Source organism: Leisingera sp. F5 (genome assembly GCF_001593695.1).
The window spans coordinates 1-16,616 of the sequence record NZ_LUKH01000010.1; the positions used below are offsets into that span (position 1 = coordinate 1).

The 16,616-nt window shown below is 60.3% G+C and carries 11 protein-coding genes; 1 reads left to right on the top strand and 10 read right to left on the bottom strand.

Going from position 1 to position 16,616, the window contains the following annotated elements; genetic code table 11:
- The 4 genes from A2I95_RS08575 to rpsL form a co-directional block, all read right to left on the bottom strand.
- The coding region (locus A2I95_RS08575) for a GTP-binding protein (protein WP_291729372.1) at window positions 1–236 on the bottom strand (236 nt) is incomplete at its 3' end.
- A gap of 64 nt (window positions 237–300) precedes the next feature.
- The gene (gene fusA, locus A2I95_RS08580; protein WP_027257338.1) at window positions 301–2,418 is read right to left on the bottom strand and encodes an elongation factor G; all 2,118 of its coding nucleotides are present in this window, start codon (window positions 2,416–2,418) and stop codon (window positions 301–303) included.
- Between the two features lie 18 nt (window positions 2,419–2,436).
- Window positions 2,437–2,907 (bottom strand): 30S ribosomal protein S7, encoded by a 471-nt coding sequence (gene rpsG, locus A2I95_RS08585; RefSeq protein WP_027257337.1) that lies wholly within the window; start codon window positions 2,905–2,907, stop codon window positions 2,437–2,439.
- 15 nt (window positions 2,908–2,922) lie between these two features.
- Window positions 2,923–3,294, bottom strand: a complete 372-nt coding sequence (rpsL, locus tag A2I95_RS08590) for a 30S ribosomal protein S12 (protein ID WP_008204009.1) — start codon at window positions 3,292–3,294, stop codon at window positions 2,923–2,925.
- A gap of 394 nt (window positions 3,295–3,688) precedes the next feature.
- Here rpsL and A2I95_RS08595 point away from each other — a divergent pair, with 394 nt between their 5' ends.
- Complete coding sequence (locus A2I95_RS08595) at window positions 3,689–4,495, top strand: putative rhamnosyl transferase (protein WP_291729373.1); 807 nt, start codon at window positions 3,689–3,691, stop codon at window positions 4,493–4,495.
- 113 nt (window positions 4,496–4,608) lie between these two features.
- On the opposite strand, the gene A2I95_RS08600 is transcribed toward A2I95_RS08595, so the two are convergent.
- From A2I95_RS08600 to A2I95_RS08625, 6 genes are all read right to left on the bottom strand, one after another.
- A complete protein-coding gene (locus A2I95_RS08600; protein ID WP_291729374.1) occupies window positions 4,609–5,424 on the bottom strand; it encodes a glycosyltransferase in 816 nt (271 codons plus the stop codon).
- A 133-nt stretch (window positions 5,425–5,557) separates the two neighbouring features.
- The gene (gene rpoC, locus A2I95_RS08605; protein WP_291729375.1) at window positions 5,558–9,802 is read right to left on the bottom strand and encodes a DNA-directed RNA polymerase subunit beta'; all 4,245 of its coding nucleotides are present in this window, start codon (window positions 9,800–9,802) and stop codon (window positions 5,558–5,560) included.
- Window positions 9,803–9,854: 52 nt separating this feature from the next.
- Window positions 9,855–13,988 (bottom strand): DNA-directed RNA polymerase subunit beta, encoded by a 4,134-nt coding sequence (gene rpoB, locus A2I95_RS08610; protein WP_291729376.1) that lies wholly within the window; start codon window positions 13,986–13,988, stop codon window positions 9,855–9,857.
- Between the two features lie 246 nt (window positions 13,989–14,234).
- A complete protein-coding gene (gene rplL, locus A2I95_RS08615) occupies window positions 14,235–14,606 on the bottom strand; it encodes a 50S ribosomal protein L7/L12 (RefSeq protein ID WP_291729377.1) in 372 nt (123 codons plus the stop codon).
- Between the two features lie 80 nt (window positions 14,607–14,686).
- Window positions 14,687–15,205 (bottom strand): 50S ribosomal protein L10, encoded by a 519-nt coding sequence (gene rplJ, locus A2I95_RS08620; protein ID WP_129372972.1) that lies wholly within the window; start codon window positions 15,203–15,205, stop codon window positions 14,687–14,689.
- A gap of 296 nt (window positions 15,206–15,501) precedes the next feature.
- A complete protein-coding gene (locus tag A2I95_RS08625; protein WP_291729378.1) occupies window positions 15,502–16,563 on the bottom strand; it encodes a Hint domain-containing protein in 1,062 nt (353 codons plus the stop codon).
- Window positions 16,564–16,616: the final 53 nt, after the last annotated feature.

Consider the following 16,616-nt stretch of genomic DNA (forward strand, 5'->3'; position numbering starts at 1 on the left):
CCGGGGCAGTCGACGTGGGCGTAGTGACGGGTCTCGGTCTCATACTCGACGTGGGCGGTCGAGATGGTGATGCCGCGGGCTTTTTCTTCCGGTGCGCCGTCGATCTGATCGTAGGCTTTGAAGTCACCGAAGTATTTGGTGATTGCTGCGGTCAGCGTGGTTTTGCCGTGGTCAACGTGGCCGATGGTGCCGATGTTGACGTGCGGTTTTGTGCGTTCGAACTTTTCCTTAGCCATGATGGCCTCCTATTGTTTCGAGAGGGGGCCGCTGCGGACGCGAACCCCTCAATTTTTGTGACGCTTACGCGAATTTCGCCTGGATCTCTTCCGAGATGTTCTGCGGAACCGGTTCGTAGTGGTCGAACTGCATGGTGAACTGGGCGCGGCCCGAGCTCATCGAACGCAGGGTGTTGATGTAGCCGAACATGTTCGCCAGCGGCACAAACGCGTCGATTGCGATTGCGTTGCCGCGGTTCTCCTGGCCGGACACCTGGCCCCGGCGCGAGGTCAGATCGCCGATGATACCGCCGGTATAGTCTTCCGGGGTGATCACTTCGACTTTCATCACCGGCTCGAGCAGTTTCGCACCAGCCTTGCGCATGCCTTCACGCATGCCCATGCGGGCGGCGATTTCAAAGGCCAGAACCGAGGAGTCCACATCGTGGAACTTACCGTCGATCAGGGCAACTTTGAAGTCGATCACGGGGAAGCCGGCCAGCGGGCCGCTGTCCATGACGGACTTGATGCCTTTTTCGACGCCCGGGATGTATTCCTTCGGAACCGCACCGCCGACGATGCGGGATTCGAAGGAGTAGCCTTCGCCCGGCTCTGTCGGCGAGATGATCAGTTTCACCTCGGCGAACTGGCCCGAACCACCCGACTGTTTCTTGTGGGTGTAGGAATGCTCGACCTCTTTGGAGATGGTCTCGCGGTAGGCAACCTGCGGCGCACCGATGTTGGCTTCGACCTTGAATTCACGCTTCAGACGGTCAACCAGGATGTCCAGGTGAAGTTCGCCCATGCCCTTCATGATGGTCTGACCGGACTCGATGTCGGTCTCAACACGGAAGGACGGATCCTCAGCAGCAAGACGCTGCAGACCCTGGGACATTTTCTCCTGGTCGGCCTTGGTCTTGGGCTCAACCGCGATTTCGATAACCGGATCGGGGAAGGTCATGGTTTCCAGCACGACCGGATCGTTGACAGCACAGATGGTGTCACCGGTGGTGGTGTCTTTCAGACCTGCCAGCGCGATGATGTCGCCCGCGAACGCTTCCGTGATTTCCTCACGGTTGTTCGAGTGCATCATCATCATCCGGCCAACGCGCTCTTTCTTGCCTTTGGTCGAGTTCAAGAGCGTGTCGCCCTTGTTCAGGACGCCGGAGTAGATCCGGGTAAAGGTCAGCGAGCCGACGAAGGGGTCGTTCATGATTTTGAACGCCAGACCCGAGAACGCCATGTTGTCGTCCGCACGGCGGGCGATGTCACGGACTTCTTCTTCGTCACCGGGTTTGAAGCCCATGTAATCAACAACGTCCAGCGGGCTGGGCAGGTAGTCGATCACAGCGTTCAGCAGCGGCTGCACGCCTTTGTTTTTGAACGCAGAGCCGCCCAGAACCGGCACAAAGGCCATTTCCAGCGTGCCCTTGCGCAGCAGTTTGCGCAGGGTCGGCACGTCAGGCTCTTCGCCTTCCAGGTAAGCTTCCATGGCGTCGTCGTCCATTTCGACGGCCGCCTCGATCATCTTACCGCGCCATTCGTCAGCCATGTCCTTCAGGCTGTCGCGGATCGGTGCTTTGATCCACGATGCGCCAAGGTCTTCACCCTGCCACAGCCATTCTTCCATGTTGACCAGATCAACCAGGCCTTCCAGCTCGGTTTCGGCGCCGATCGGCACACCAACCGGAACCGCGCGGGCGCCGGTGCGGTCTTCGATCATTTCAACGCAGTTGAAGAAGTCAGCGCCGATCTTGTCCATCTTGTTGACGAACACCATGCGCGGAACCTTGTAGCGGTCAGCCTGACGCCACACGGTTTCGGTCTGGGGCTCAACACCGGCGTTGGCGTCCAGAACACAGACAGCACCGTCGAGAACCGCCAGCGAGCGTTCAACTTCGATGGTGAAGTCAACGTGGCCGGGGGTGTCGATGATGTTCAGGCGGTGCTTGGGCGAGTCAGCGGTCTGGCCATCTTCGGTGCGTTCCCAGAAAGTGGTGGTCGCAGCCGAGGTGATGGTGATGCCGCGTTCCTGTTCCTGCTCCATCCAGTCCATGGTGGCTGCACCGTCGTGCACCTCACCGATGTTGTGGGATTTGCCGGTGTAATACAGGATGCGCTCGGAGCAGGTGGTTTTGCCTGCATCGATGTGCGCCATGATACCGAAGTTACGGTACAGTTCGAGCGGATAGTCGCGTGCCATAGGTCTAGGTCCTCCGGCTTACCAGCGGTAATGGCTGAAGGCTTTGTTCGCCTCGGCCATCTTATGGGTGTCTTCGCGCTTTTTCACTGCGGTGCCACGGGACTGGACAGCGTCCATCAGCTCGCCTGCAAGGCGCTCTTCCATGGTGTTTTCGTTGCGCTTGCGCGCCGCAGTGATCAGCCAGCGGATTGCCAGTGCTTCACGGCGCTCGGGACGGACTTCAACCGGCACCTGGTAGGTGGCACCGCCCACACGGCGCGAACGGACTTCGACCGAGGGTTTGATGTTGTCGAGAGCTTCGTGGAACACTTCAACCGGCGCGCGCTTGATCTTGCCTTCAACGCGGTCAAAGGCGTTGTAGACGATACGCTCTGCGACCGACTTCTTGCCGTCGATCATCAGGTTGTTCATGAATTTGGTCAGAACGCGGTCGCCGAACTTGGCGTCGGGCAGGACTTCGCGTTTTTCGGCGGCGTGACGACGTGACATATCAGCCTCTCCTTCTTACTTAGGACGCTTCGCGCCGTACTTCGAACGGCGTTGTTTACGGTCTTTAACGCCCTGGGTATCCAGAACACCGCGCAGGATGTGGTAACGGACACCCGGAAGGTCTTTTACCCGGCCGCCGCGGATCAGAACCACAGAGTGCTCCTGAAGGTTGTGGCTTTCACCGGGGATGTAGGAGATCACTTCGAAACCGTTGGTCAGGCGGACCTTCGCAACTTTCCGCATAGCGGAGTTCGGTTTCTTCGGTGTGGTGGTGTACACGCGGGTGCAGACGCCGCGCTTCTGCGGGCACTGCTCGAGGTGCTGGGACTTCGAAACTTTGCGTTTCGGCTGACGCGGCTTGCGGATCAGCTGCTGGATCGTTGGCATTCAGGTTTTCCCCGTTTCGCAACACTGTCATGCACGCCGGCGCGTGCGGGTGATTTCGCTGCACTTGTGCGTCCACAAGCGCAAAAACCGCAATCGCTCCCATTCCGAGGTGAGACGACGCGGTGAGGTTACAGAGGGCCCGGGTGGAAAAAGTGCCCAAGCCTTGAGCCACTGCAATTTTGAATTCGGCTTTCGAAGAATACACTCCGGGTGCCGGATAAGCGCGCGTATATGGGGAGTCGCCCAGGTTGTCAACAGCGGGTGGAAACGGCCCAGCTGCCGGCAGGTCCACAAGGGTGCCCGCGCCCTTGCCCGCCCTTGCCCGCCCTTGCCCGCAGCACAGCTGAGCGGCATAGTCGCGGCGGCAGCGCTTTAGTATAAGACGGATTTCAGAATGCAAGTCATCGGATTGTGCCGGTTTTCCTATCCGGCCATCGGCGGGTTCCAAGTGGAGCATGAAACGATTGAAGAGCGGATTTCCTATCTCTATGCCGAAGCCCGGATGGAAGAACGGTTCCGGCTGCTGGAAACCGTCGCCCTGCCCTGCCTGCGGGAGCAGACCGACCAGGATTTTGACCTGATCATGGTGATCGGCGACAGCCTGCCCCAGGTTCACCGCGACCGGTTGCAGGATCTGATTGCGGACATACCGCAAATCCAGCTTCACGCGGAACCGCCGCGCAAGCATCGCGAGGTGATGAAAGATCTTTTGAACGGTGCGCGGCGCAAACCCGGCCAGCCCTGCCTGCAGTTCAGGTTCGACGATGACGACGCGGTGGCAACGGAGTTTGTCGAGCGCCTGCGGGACACCGCAAAAGACTGCGCCAAGCTGTTTGCCAAATCCGCCTCGGCGGCGATTGATTTCAACCGGGGCTATGTTGCGGAGTTCGGCCCGGACGGCATTTCAGCAGCGCCCACCGTCCGGCCCTATTTCACCGCAGCCCTTGGCATGCATGTGGCAGCGGGCAGCCGCAAAACCATCATGAACTTTGCCCACCACCGTATTCACCACCACATGCCGTCTGTCACCCTAACCGACGTCCCCATGTGGGTCCGAAGCCACAACCGGTTCAATGACTCCCGGCAGGACGGCGCCGCAGCTGTTGACGTCGCACTGCTGACCGGCAAACAAGAGCTTGAGTTTGCTACGGTCTTTGGTCTGCGGGCTGCCAAGGTGCGGGCGGCGTTCAAGCCGCGCTAAGCCGGCAACGGCCAGACAGGCAGCTACGGCAGCTACGGCAGCTACGGCAGCTACGGCAGCTACGGCAGCTACGGCAGCTACGGCAGCTACGGCAGCTACGGCAGCTACGGCAGCTACGGCAGCAAAGCCTTCAGCTGCGCCGCTGTATAGCCGAAATGCTCGTTCAGCGCGTCTTGGATTTGGTGTGCGGGCCATTTCCGGGTCAGGCCCATTTGCGCAGGATCCGATTTGTTGTCGCCATGAATGGTTCGCAGGAATGCGGGCACCGAAATGTCGGAAAACGTATTATAGTGCTGCGCAATTTTGCGGTGGTTGAACGCATAAGGGTTGGCCGGGTGATCCGCCGGAGCAACCAGCGACAGGCCGGTGGACAACGGCGACCGCTCGCAGGTGTCATACAGCTCCGCGCCTTTGGCGGTTTTCTCTAGATACAAGCCGCGGTTATGGGCGATGATAAACGGGGTCTGACCCTCGCCCTGCAACGGAATCATGCCGCGGGCAAAGCCCTTGGTGCGTTTGACGAAATTCCGGTCCAAAGCATCGTCATCATCCAGCCGGAACAGAACGTGATGGGTAGCGCGGCGCAAATTCACCAGGCTGAAGGCGCCCTTCAGCTGCTGGTAATGCGTGTCCGGGGCCGCACCGTGGCAGAAGATGTTGCTGTAAGGCTCCGTCAGTTCCAGCAGCCGTTCCAGATAGGGATCAGGCAGATCTTCGGAGGTCAGTACGATCAGCCGGAAACTCGGGTCGCTTTGCTGCGTCAGCGACCGCAGGCACAAATGTTCGAACAGCCGGAAGCGCAAGTCCATCCGTTCCGGCGAGAACAGATGCGCTGCCTTTTCCTCCAAGCTGTTGAACCGCTCTGAATAGTAATTCGTGCTGAGTACGGAAAACCGCACCAATCCGATCATCCGCAGCCTGATATCCATCACCGCTCCCCGCCTGCAGGCCATGTGGTCCGGCCTGATCCCCTGCCCGACTACAGATACCCGCGGTTGCAGAAATGAAAAAGCCCCCGCATGAGATCATGCGGGGGCTTTTCCTGAAGGTATCAGCCGTGGCTTAGTCGCGGCTTTCCGGGGTTTCGACCAGGATATCCAGGTCGTCGCCGCCCATCGCATCTTCGTCCACCACCGGTGCGGCCAGGGCTGCAGCGGCTTCGGCTTCTTCGCGGCGGGCTTCCAGAACCACGTTGTCGCGGCCTTGGGCAATGGCGCGCACTGCCTGGGTCGCACCACCGGTGCCGGCCGGGATCAGGCGGCCCACGATGACGTTTTCCTTGAGGCCGACCAGCTTGTCCTTCTTGCCCTGCACCGAAGCCTCGGTGAGAACCCGGGTGGTCTCCTGGAAGGAGGCCGCCGAGATGAAGGAGCGGGTCTGCAAGGACGCCTTGGTGATGCCGAGCAGGATCGGTTCGCCTTGCGCCGGACGCTTGCCGCGGGCCAGCGATTTCTCGTTGGCTGCGTCAAACTCCTGCTTGTCCACGTGCTCGCCTTTCAGGAGCGTGGTGTCGCCGGAGTCCGAGATCTCCCACTTCTGCAGCATCTGGCGGACGATCACCTCGATGTGCTTGTCGTTGATCTTCACACCCTGCAGGCGGTAAACGTCCTGCACCTCGTCGATCATGTAGTTGGCCAGAGCCTCGACACCCATGATGGACAGGATGTCATGCGGCGCCGGGTTGCCGTCCATGATGTAGTCGCCCTTCTGGACAAAGTCACCTTCCACGACCGGGATGTGCTTGCCCTTGGGCACCATGTATTCGACGGGCTCCAGCGACTCGTCCACAGGATCAATCGCGATGCGGCGCTTGTTCTTGTAGTCGCGGCCAAAGCGCACGTGGCCATCGATTTCGGCGATGATCGCGTGATCTTTCGGACGGCGGGCTTCGAACAGTTCCGCAACGCGCGGCAGACCACCGGTAATGTCCTTGGTCTTGGCGCCTTCACGCGGGATCCGCGCGACAACGTCACCGGCCATGATCTGCTGGCCGTCTTCGACCGACAGGATGGCATCCACGGACATCGGGTAGGTCAGCGGGTTGCCAAGGTCATTGCGGACCGGCTCGCCGTTGCTATCGACCAGGATGATTTCCGGCTTCAGGTCAGAGCCCTTCGGAGCCGCACGCCAGTCGATCACGATCTTCTGGGTCATGCCGGTGGCTTCGTCGGTCTCGTCGCGGACAGCCAGGCCCGAGACCAGGTCCACGTATTTCGCGGTACCGGGCTTCTCGGCGATGATCGGCAGGGTGTAGGGATCCCATTCGAACAGCTTGTCGCCGCGCGCAATGTCCTGACCTTCCTTGACGAACAGCTTGGAACCGTAACCCAGCTTGTGGCTGGCACGTTCTTCGCCGTGTTCGTCCTGGATGATCAGCTTCATGTTGCGGCCGACAACCATGGTCTCGCCATTGGCGTTTTCCAGGGTCTGCGGCATCTCGAAGACGATCTTGCCTTCCTGGGACGCTTCCTGGAACGACTGCTGGCCACCCTGTGCAACGCCGCCGATGTGGAAGGTCCGCATCGTCAGCTGGGTGCCGGGTTCGCCGATCGACTGCGCCGCGATGATACCCACCGCTTCGCCTTCGTTCACCTTGGTGCCGCGCGCCAGGTCACGGCCATAGCACATGGCGCAGACGCCCTCTTCCGACTCACAGGTCAGCGGCGAGCGGATACGGGTCGACTGAACGCCGGCCTCTTCCACGGCATCCGCCATGCGTTCGTCGATCAGCTGGCCTGCAGCGATGATGACCTCTTCGGTGCCCGGACGCAGGATGTCGTCTGCGGCCACACGGCCCAGAAGACGCTCGCCCAGGGTTGCGACAACCTCACCGTCGTTCACAGCCGCTTCGGCAGTGATCGCACGCTCGGTGCCGCAATCGTTCTCGCGCACGATGCAGTCCTGCGCCACGTCCACCAGACGGCGGGTCAGATAACCCGAGTTCGCCGTCTTAAGCGCGGTATCGGACAGACCCTTACGGGCACCGTGGGTCGAGTTGAAGTACTCGAGAACGGTCAGGCCTTCCTTAAAGTTCGAGATGATCGGAGTCTCGATGATGTCGCCGTTCGGCTTGGCCATCAGGCCGCGCATGCCGCCCAGCTGCTTCATCTGGGTGACCGAGCCACGCGCACCGGAGTGGGCCATCATGTAAACCGAGTTCGGTTCCATCACGGCGCCAGCTTCGTCGCGCTTGTCTGCGGAGATGGTGCCCATCATCGCATCGGTGACCTTGTCGTTACACTTGGACCATGCATCGACCACTTTGTTGTACTTTTCGCCCTGAGTGATCAGGCCGTCCATGTACTGCTGTTCAAAGTCCTTCACCTGATCGCGGGTCTCGTCGACCAGCGTCCATTTGGTGTCGGGGATCACCATGTCGTCCTTGCCGAACGAAATGCCCGCCTTGAACGCTTCGCGGAAGCCCATGGTCATGATCTGGTCACAGAAGATAACCGACTCTTTCTGACCGCAGTAGCGGTAGACGGTGTCGATGACCTGCTGAACCTCTTTCTTCCGCAGCAGGCGGTTGACCAGTTCAAACGGCGCTTTGACGTTCTTCGGCAGCAGCGCGCCCAGACGGACACGGCCAGGCGTGGTTTCAAACCGCGACTTAACCTCGTTGCCTTCTTCGTCGAACTGCGTGATCCGCGCGGTGATCTTGGTGTGCAGATGAACAACACCTGCGTCCAGCGCGTGCTGAACTTCCTCGATCGAGCCGAACACCATGCCTTCACCGGGCATGCCTTCGCGTTCCAGGGTCACATAGTAGAGACCCAGGATCATATCCTGCGAGGGAACAATGATCGGCGCGCCGTTGGCCGGCGACAGAACGTTGTTCGTCGACATCATCAGGACGCGCGCTTCCAGCTGGGCCTCAAGGCTCAAGGGGACGTGCACAGCCATCTGGTCGCCGTCGAAGTCCGCGTTGAACGCCGAGCAGACCAGCGGGTGCAGCTGGATTGCCTTGCCTTCGATCAGCGTGGGTTCGAACGCCTGGATCCCCAGACGGTGCAGCGTCGGTGCGCGGTTCAGCATCACCGGGTGCTCGCGGATCACCTCGTCGAGGATATCCCACACTTCGGGACGCTCTTTTTCGACCAGCTTCTTCGCCTGCTTCACGGTGCTGGACAGGCCCTTGGCCTCCAGACGCGAATAGATGAAGGGCTTGAAGAGTTCGAGCGCCATCTTCTTGGGCAGACCGCACTGATGCAGCTTCAGCTCCGGACCGGTCACAATGACCGAACGGCCGGAGAAGTCGACGCGCTTACCCAAGAGGTTCTGACGGAAGCGGCCCTGCTTGCCTTTCAGCATGTCGGACAGCGATTTCAGCGGGCGCTTGTTGGCGCCGGTGATGACGCGGCCGCGGCGGCCGTTGTCGAACAGGGCGTCAACGGATTCCTGCAGCATCCGCTTTTCGTTGCGGACGATGATGTCAGGCGCGCGCAGTTCGATCAGACGCTTCAGACGGTTGTTCCGGTTGATCACGCGGCGGTACAGGTCGTTCAGGTCGGAGGTCGCAAAGCGGCCGCCGTCCAGCGGAACCAGCGGGCGCAGTTCCGGCGGGATGACCGGGATCACGGTCATGATCATCCATTCCGGACGGTTGCCCGATTCCAGGAAGGATTCCACGACTTTCAGACGCTTGATGATCTTCTTGGGCTTCAGTTCGCCGGTGGCTTCGGCCAGTTCGGCGCGCAGCTGCTCGGCTTCTGATTCCAGGTCGATCTGGGCCAGCATGTCACGGATCGCTTCGGCGCCGATGTTGGCGGTGAAGGCGTCCATGCCATAGGCATCCTGGGCGTCCATGAACTCTTCTTCGGTCATCATCTGACCATAGGAGAGGTCGGTCAGGCCCGGCTCGATGACAACGTAGTTTTCAAAGTACAGAACCCGCTCCAGGTCGCGCAGGGTCATGTCCAGCATCAGGCCGATGCGGGACGGCAGCGACTTCAGGAACCAGATGTGCGCAACCGGCGCGGCCAGTTCGATGTGGCCCATGCGCTCGCGGCGCACTTTCTGCAGGGTGACTTCGACGCCGCATTTTTCGCAGACGACGCCACGGTATTTCATCCGCTTATATTTGCCGCAGAGGCATTCGTAATCTTTGATCGGGCCAAAGATACGGGCGCAGAACAAGCCGTCGCGCTCGGGCTTGAAGGTCCGGTAGTTGATGGTCTCAGGCTTTTTGATTTCGCCATAGGACCACGACAGGATCCGTTCCGGCGACGCCAGCGAGACTTTGATTTCATCAAAGACCTTAGGCGGCGTCAGCGGGTTGAACGGGTTGTTGGTGATTTCCTGGTTCATTTTGATACCTCAAATTCGTGCGGAAGGGAGGAGGGGGTAAGGGCCGGGGCCCTTACTCTTCTTCCGCATCCAGGAGTTCCATGTTCAGGCCGAGGCCACGGACTTCTTTAACCAGAACGTTGAACGATTCCGGAACGCCCGCTTCAAAGTTGTCCTCGCCCTTGACGATCGATTCATAGACCTTGGTCCGGCCGGCGACGTCATCCGATTTCACGGTGAGCATCTCCTGCAGGGTGTAAGCGGCGCCGTAAGCTTCCAGAGCCCAGACTTCCATCTCACCAAAGCGCTGACCGCCGAACTGTGCCTTACCGCCCAGCGGCTGCTGAGTAACGAGGCTGTAGGGGCCGGTGGAACGCGCGTGGATCTTGTCGTCCACCAGGTGGTGCAGCTTCAGCAGGTACTTGATGCCGACGGTGACCGGACGCGCGAACTGCTCGCCGGTGCGGCCGTCGAACAGGATCGACTGGCCGGACTGGTCAAAGCCCGCACGCACCAGGGCGTCGTTCACGTCGTCTTCCTTGGCGCCGTCAAAGACCGGGGTGGCAATCGGCACACCGCGGGTCACGTTGCCTGCGGCTTCGACCAGCGCACCCTCGTCCATGTTGGCGATGCCTTCGTCATAAACATCGTCGCCATAGGCGTGGTGCATCGCGTCACGAACCGGGGTCAGGTCGCCAGAGCGGCGGTATTCCTGCAGCGCGTCGTCCACCTTGATGCCGAGGCCGCGTGCGGCCCAGCCCATGTGGGTCTCCAGGATCTGACCGACGTTCATACGCGACGGCACGCCCAGCGGGTTGAGGCAGAAGTCGACCGGGGTGCCGTCGGCGAGGAACGGCATGTCCTCCATTGGCACCACTTTCGAGATCACACCTTTGTTGCCGTGACGGCCGGCCATTTTGTCGCCCGGCTGCAGCTTGCGCTTCACGGCGATGAAGACTTTGACCATCTTCATCACACCCGGCGGCAGGTCGTCGCCGCGGCGGACTTTTTCGACCTTGTCCTCGAAACGGGCATCCAGGGCACGCTTCTGCGCCTCGTACTGCTCGTTCAGGGCCTCGACAACCTGGGCGTCCTGCTCTTCCTCGAGGGCAAGCATCCACCACTGGCCGCGCGACAGCGAATCCAGCAGTTCCTCGTCGATCGGGGCACCGGAACGCACGCCTTTCGGGCCTTTGACAGCCACTTTGCCCAGGATCATGCCGCGCAGACGCGCATAGATGTTGCGGTCCAGGATCGCCAGTTCGTCGTCCCGGTCACGGGCCAGACGTTCGACTTCCTCACGCTCGATCTGCAGCGCACGCTCGTCTTTTTCCACACCGTGGCGGTTAAAGACGCGCACTTCGACCACAGTCCCGTAGTCGCCCGGCTTCACGCGCAGCGAGGTGTCGCGCACGTCGGAAGCCTTCTCGCCGAAGATGGCGCGCAGCAGCTTTTCTTCCGGGGTCATCGGGCTTTCGCCCTTCGGGGTGATCTTGCCGACCAGAATGTCGCCCGGCTCTACATCGGCACCGATGTAGACGATGCCCGCTTCGTCGAGGTTGCGCAGAGCTTCCTCGCCGACGTTCGGGATGTCGCGGGTGATTTCTTCCGGGCCAAGCTTGGTGTCACGGGCGGCGACTTCGAATTCCTCGATGTGGACCGAGGTGAAGACGTCGTCACGCGCGATGCGCTCGGAGATCAGGATGGAGTCCTCGTAGTTGTAGCCGTTCCACGGCATAAACGCGACGACCACGTTCTTACCCAGAGCCAATTCGCCCATATCGGTCGACGGACCGTCAGCGATGACTTCGCCCTTGGTCACAGTGTCGCCCACCTTCACCAGCGGACGCTGGTTGATACAGGTGTTCTGGTTCGAACGCTGGAACTTGCGCATCCGGTAGATGTCAACGCCCGCATCGCCCAGCTCCAGATCGGAGGTGGCGCGGATCACGATACGCTGCGCATCGACCTGGTCGATGATGCCCGCCCGCTTGGCCTGGATGGCCGCGCCGGAGTCGATCGCCACTTTTTCCTCGATGCCGGTGCCGACCAGCGGCGCCTCGGCACGCAGAAGCGGAACCGCCTGACGTTGCATGTTCGAGCCCATCAGAGCGCGGTTGGCGTCGTCGTTTTCCAGGAACGGGATCAGCGAGGCCGCAACCGAGACCAGCTGTTTCGGGCTGACGTCGATCAGGTCCACGCTTTCGCGCGGCGCCAGGGTGTAGTCGCCGGACTGACGGGTCGAGACCAGATCGTTGATGAACTTGCCGTTCTCATCCAGGGTCGCGTTCGCCTGCGCAACAGTGTGGCGCATTTCTTCGGTCGCGGACATGTAGTGGACTTCGTCGGTCACCTTCGCCTCGTTGACGACGCGGTAAGGTGTTTCGATGAAGCCGTACTTGTTGACGCGCGCAAAAGTAGCCAGCGAGTTGATCAGACCGATGTTCGGACCTTCCGGCGTTTCAATCGGGCACATCCGGCCATAGTGGGTCGGGTGAACGTCGCGGACCTCAAAGCCGGCACGCTCGCGGGTCAGACCGCCGGGGCCAAGCGCCGAGAGACGGCGTTTGTGGGTAACTTCCGACAGCGGGTTGGTCTGGTCCATGAACTGCGACAGCTGCGAGGAACCGAAGAATTCACGCACCGCGGCTGCAGCCGGTTTCGCGTTGATCAGATCCTGCGGCATCACAGTGTCGATCTCGACCGAGGACATACGTTCCTTGATCGCGCGCTCCATGCGCAGGAGGCCGACACGGTACTGGTTTTCCATCAGCTCGCCGACAGAACGCACGCGGCGGTTGCCAAGGTGGTCGATGTCGTCGATATCGCCGCGGCCGTCACGCAGGTCGACCAGCGCCTTGATGCAGGCAACGATGTCTTCCTTGCGCAGGGTGCGCTGGGTGTCTTCGGCGTCCAGAGCCAGGCGCATGTTCATCTTCACGCGGCCAACGGCGCTGAGGTCGTAACGCTCGCCATCAAAGAACAGGGTGTCGAACAGGGCCGACGCAGCTTCGACGGTGGGCGGCTCGCCCGGACGCATCACGCGATAGATGTCCATCAGCGCGCTTTCGCGGGTCCGGTTCTTGTCCTGCGCCATGGTGTTGCGCATGTAGGGACCGACGTTGATGTTGTCGATGTCCAGCACCGGAATGTCGGTGATGCCGGCATCCAGCAGCTCTTTCAGAGAGCCGCCGATCAGTTCGCCGTCCTTGTCGTATTCCAGGGTCAGCTCATCACCGGCTTCGACATAGATCGCGCCGTTTTCTTCGTTGATGATGTCCTGGGAAACATATTTGCCGACGATATGCTCGAAGGGCACCAGAAGCTCGGTGATGGTGCCTTCTTCGATCATTTTCTTGACGGCGCGCGGGGTGACTTTCTTGCCGGCCTCGCAGATGATCTCGCCGGTGGCCGCATCGACCAGGTCATAGGTCGGGCGGGTACCGCGCACACGTTCCGGGAAGAACGGGGCGACCCAGCCGCGGGACTTTTCAAGCTTGAACTGGACGGTGTTGTAATAGGCGCTCATGATGGCGTCCTGGTCCAAGCCCAGGGCGTACAGCAGAGTGGTCACCGGCAGTTTGCGGCGGCGGTCGATACGGGCAAAGACGATGTCCTTGGCGTCGAACTCGAAATCCAGCCAGGAGCCGCGGTACGGGATGATGCGGCAGGCAAACAGCAGCTTGCCCGAGGAGTGGGTCTTGCCCTTGTCGTGGTCGAAGAACACGCCCGGCGAACGGTGCATCTGGGACACGATCACACGCTCGGTGCCGTTGACGACAAAGGTGCCGTTCGGGGTCATCAGGGGCATGTCGCCCATGAAGACGTCCTGTTCCTTGATGTCTTTCACCGACTTGGCGCCGGTATCCTCATCGACATCAAAAACGATCAGGCGCAGGGTGACCTTCAGCGGCGCGCTGTAGGTCATGTCGCGCTGCATGCACTCTTCGACGTCGTATTTCGGTTTCTCAAACGCGTATTTGCCGAACTCCAGGACCGAGGTCTCGTTGAAGTCCTTGATCGGGAAAACCGACTGGAACACACCTTTGATGCCTTCGCCGTCCAGCGGTTCGGCTTCATCGCCAGAGCGCAGGAACAGGTCGTAGGAAGATTTTTGCACCTCAATGAGGTTCGGCATCTCCAGCACTTCGCGGATTTTGCCGTAGTATTTGCGTAGACGTTTCTGGCCAAGGAACGATTGAGCCATGTCAGATGTCACCTTTCGAGTTCTCACCGGTCAAGGATGCCGCCGGGCCCCGGCACCTTGCCCATACGAGACAGCGCGTTCGGATCAATTCATGGCCACCGTCCCGAAGGCAGCCTCCCGATCCTTTGAACTCCGCCTGAAAAAACACCTCCTCAGAGGCCCTTTCTAAGACAGGTTCGGCTGGGCCCGGAAAACTCCGGACCCAGCCAAATTTCCGATGCATCAGAAATGCACCAGGAGCAGGGCTTAGGCCAGCTCGACTTCTGCGCCAGCTGCTTCCAGCTTGGCTTTGACGTCTTCGGCTTCGGCTTTGTCGACGCCTTCTTTGATCTTGCCGCCGGCTTCGACCAGTTCCTTGGCTTCTTTCAGGCCCAGGCCGGTGATGCCGCGGACTTCTTTGATCACGTTGATCTTGGAAGCGCCGGCGTTCTTCAGAACGACGTCGAATTCGGTCTTTTCTTCTTCAGCAGCTGCGCCGCCGTCGGCGGCCGCCATGACAACTGCGCCGCCAGCTGCGGGCTCGATGCCATACTCATCCTTCAGGATGGTTTTCAGTTCTTGTGCTTCCAGCAGGGTCAGACCCACGATGCTTTCTGCGAGTGCTTTCAGATCAGCCATTGTATCAGCTCTTTCCGTTTACAGTATGTGTGTTCCAACGTGCAGGCTTTGCCCCACGCCAGTCATTCAGTGCCAACCGCTTACGCAGCTTCCGCCTTCTCTTCGATGGTCGAAAGGATGCTTGCGATGTTGCTTGCAGGTGCGCCAATTGCGCCGGCGATGTTGGAAGCGGGTGCGCCAATGCAGCTTGCGATCTGAGCAATAAGCTCGTCGCGGGACGGCATTTTCGACACGGCTTCGACGCCTGCGCGGTCCAGAGCATTCTCACCCATTGCGCCGCCGAGGATCTCAAACTTTTTGTTATCCTTGGCGAAACCCTCGGCCACTTTTGCAGCGGACACGGGGTCTTCGGAATAGGTCAGAACGGTCATCCCTGTCAGCAGGTCAGACATGCTTTCACACGGCTTTCCCTCGAGGGCGATTTTGGCGAGCCTGTTTTTGGCAACACGCACGGAGCTGTTCGCGTCGCTTGCACGCGCGCGCAGATCCTGCATCTCGGCAACTGTCAGACCGGCGTAGTGGGCAACCACTACGACGCCAGAGCTTTCGAAGATCTGGCCGAGTTCCTCGACCACTTTCTCTTTCTGGGCTCTATCCACAGTTCTCTCCAAGTTAGGGATGCTTATGCACCCCGGCTCATATTTGCCGGCCCATATGGCCCGGCGTTCAGGTCCGTTTTACGGGATGAGCCAAATCCGCCCGAGGGAATGAAAACCCTCGATCTTCTTGGTCTGTACCCGTCTCAGGAGGGAAATTAAGGCCCGATCGAAAGGCCACCCACCATCTTGGACGAAATGAAATAAAGCGCACGACGAATCGCACGCTTTATCTCGTAGCCGTAGTTAGTCGTATTTCACCGGTTTTCCAAGGGGGAAACTGGCCGCCTCAGGCAAATTCAGCGCGCCGCAAGACAGGACTGTCCGCCACGGGTTTCCAGGCAGCTCCTCAGCACACGCGCCTCCCCCGAAGTCAGCGTCATCGCCGCAGTCCTGCCGAACCGGTTGCCGCCCCGGCCAAGGGCCGGAAAAAGCGACAGCAGCTCAATGCGCTGCGCCGCACCCAGGGCGGCCACCGACCCTGGCGCCAGAAAGAAGCTTTCTGTCAGCACACCATTGGATCGCACGATGTGATGGCGGTCGAACATGAAATGGAAATAGCGGATTGCAGCCTGCTCGCGGATCCTGACTCCCGGAAGGCCGCAGAGATGCTTTGCAGCCACCAGGACATCCGCCTGGCCGAACAGCATCTCCGCAACCGGCAATTCCACGTGAACCCTGTGCTGCTGCGACAGGACCAGCTCGCCGGCATTCCCAATAGCCCCGGGTGCAAAAACCACAGGGGCAAAGTTTTCGCTGCCGCGAACCGGCGTGGATGAGATCCAGCGCACCGGCTGCAGCCCGGCATCCTTGGTCCAGACCATCTGCCCCGTGGCGATATCCTCCACGGCCACCTGACCATCAGCGGTCTCGATCTGCGTCCCTTCCCCAAAGCAGGTGACATAATCCGAATAGCGCGACGTGCCGGTGTTCTGGCCGCCGGTCTTTACATAGGATTTCCCGGCCTCAAGCGGCAGGTCCGTCGCAAACCCCCAGACATTGGATGTCTGACCGCCCTGCGAAAAGACATAGATCGTAATCTCCGGCCCGGCAGGGTTGCCGTTTCCGTCGAGCTCGCGCAACAGGATATGCGACTCGGATTCAACTTGCGCACCGTCCGCAACGATGCCGCCGCCATCGGTTATGACGTGGTCTGTTTCCCGGTCGTCATTGAATCTGTTCCGCCCGCCGCCGGTATCATTCAGCGTGACTTCGGTTCCGGTGCCGCCGGAATAGGCGAAAACGGTCCCGTTGGGCGTGTCCGAGTTGTTAATGACCGCATCACCGACAATCGAGCCATTGGAGCTCGACGTGACAACCAGGCTCGAACTGCCCTGAGCGAAGAAACTGCGAAGTGCCATAGCCCGCAATTATGAGTGCAAGCAATCAGGCGCAAGGGTAAACACATGGTTGA

Bases quoted from the DNA above. Each gene is read 5' to 3' on its own strand.
- fusA (WP_027257338.1), bottom strand. From the start codon at position 2,418: ATGGCACGCGACTATCCGCTCGAACTGTACCGTAACTTCGGTATCATG.
- rpsG (WP_027257337.1), bottom strand. From the start codon at position 2,907: ATGTCACGTCGTCACGCCGCCGAAAAACGCGAAGTCCTGCCCGACGCC.
- rpsL (WP_008204009.1), bottom strand. From the start codon at position 3,294: ATGCCAACGATCCAGCAGCTGATCCGCAAGCCGCGTCAGCCGAAACGC.
- A2I95_RS08595 (WP_291729373.1), top strand. From the start codon at position 3,689: ATGCAAGTCATCGGATTGTGCCGGTTTTCCTATCCGGCCATCGGCGGG.
- A2I95_RS08600 (WP_291729374.1), bottom strand. From the start codon at position 5,424: ATGGATATCAGGCTGCGGATGATCGGATTGGTGCGGTTTTCCGTACTC.
- rpoC (WP_291729375.1), bottom strand. From the start codon at position 9,802: ATGAACCAGGAAATCACCAACAACCCGTTCAACCCGCTGACGCCGCCT.
- rpoB (WP_291729376.1), bottom strand. From the start codon at position 13,988: ATGGCTCAATCGTTCCTTGGCCAGAAACGTCTACGCAAATACTACGGC.
- rplL (WP_291729377.1), bottom strand. From the start codon at position 14,606: ATGGCTGATCTGAAAGCACTCGCAGAAAGCATCGTGGGTCTGACCCTG.
- A2I95_RS08625 (WP_291729378.1), bottom strand. From the start codon at position 16,563: ATGGCACTTCGCAGTTTCTTCGCTCAGGGCAGTTCGAGCCTGGTTGTC.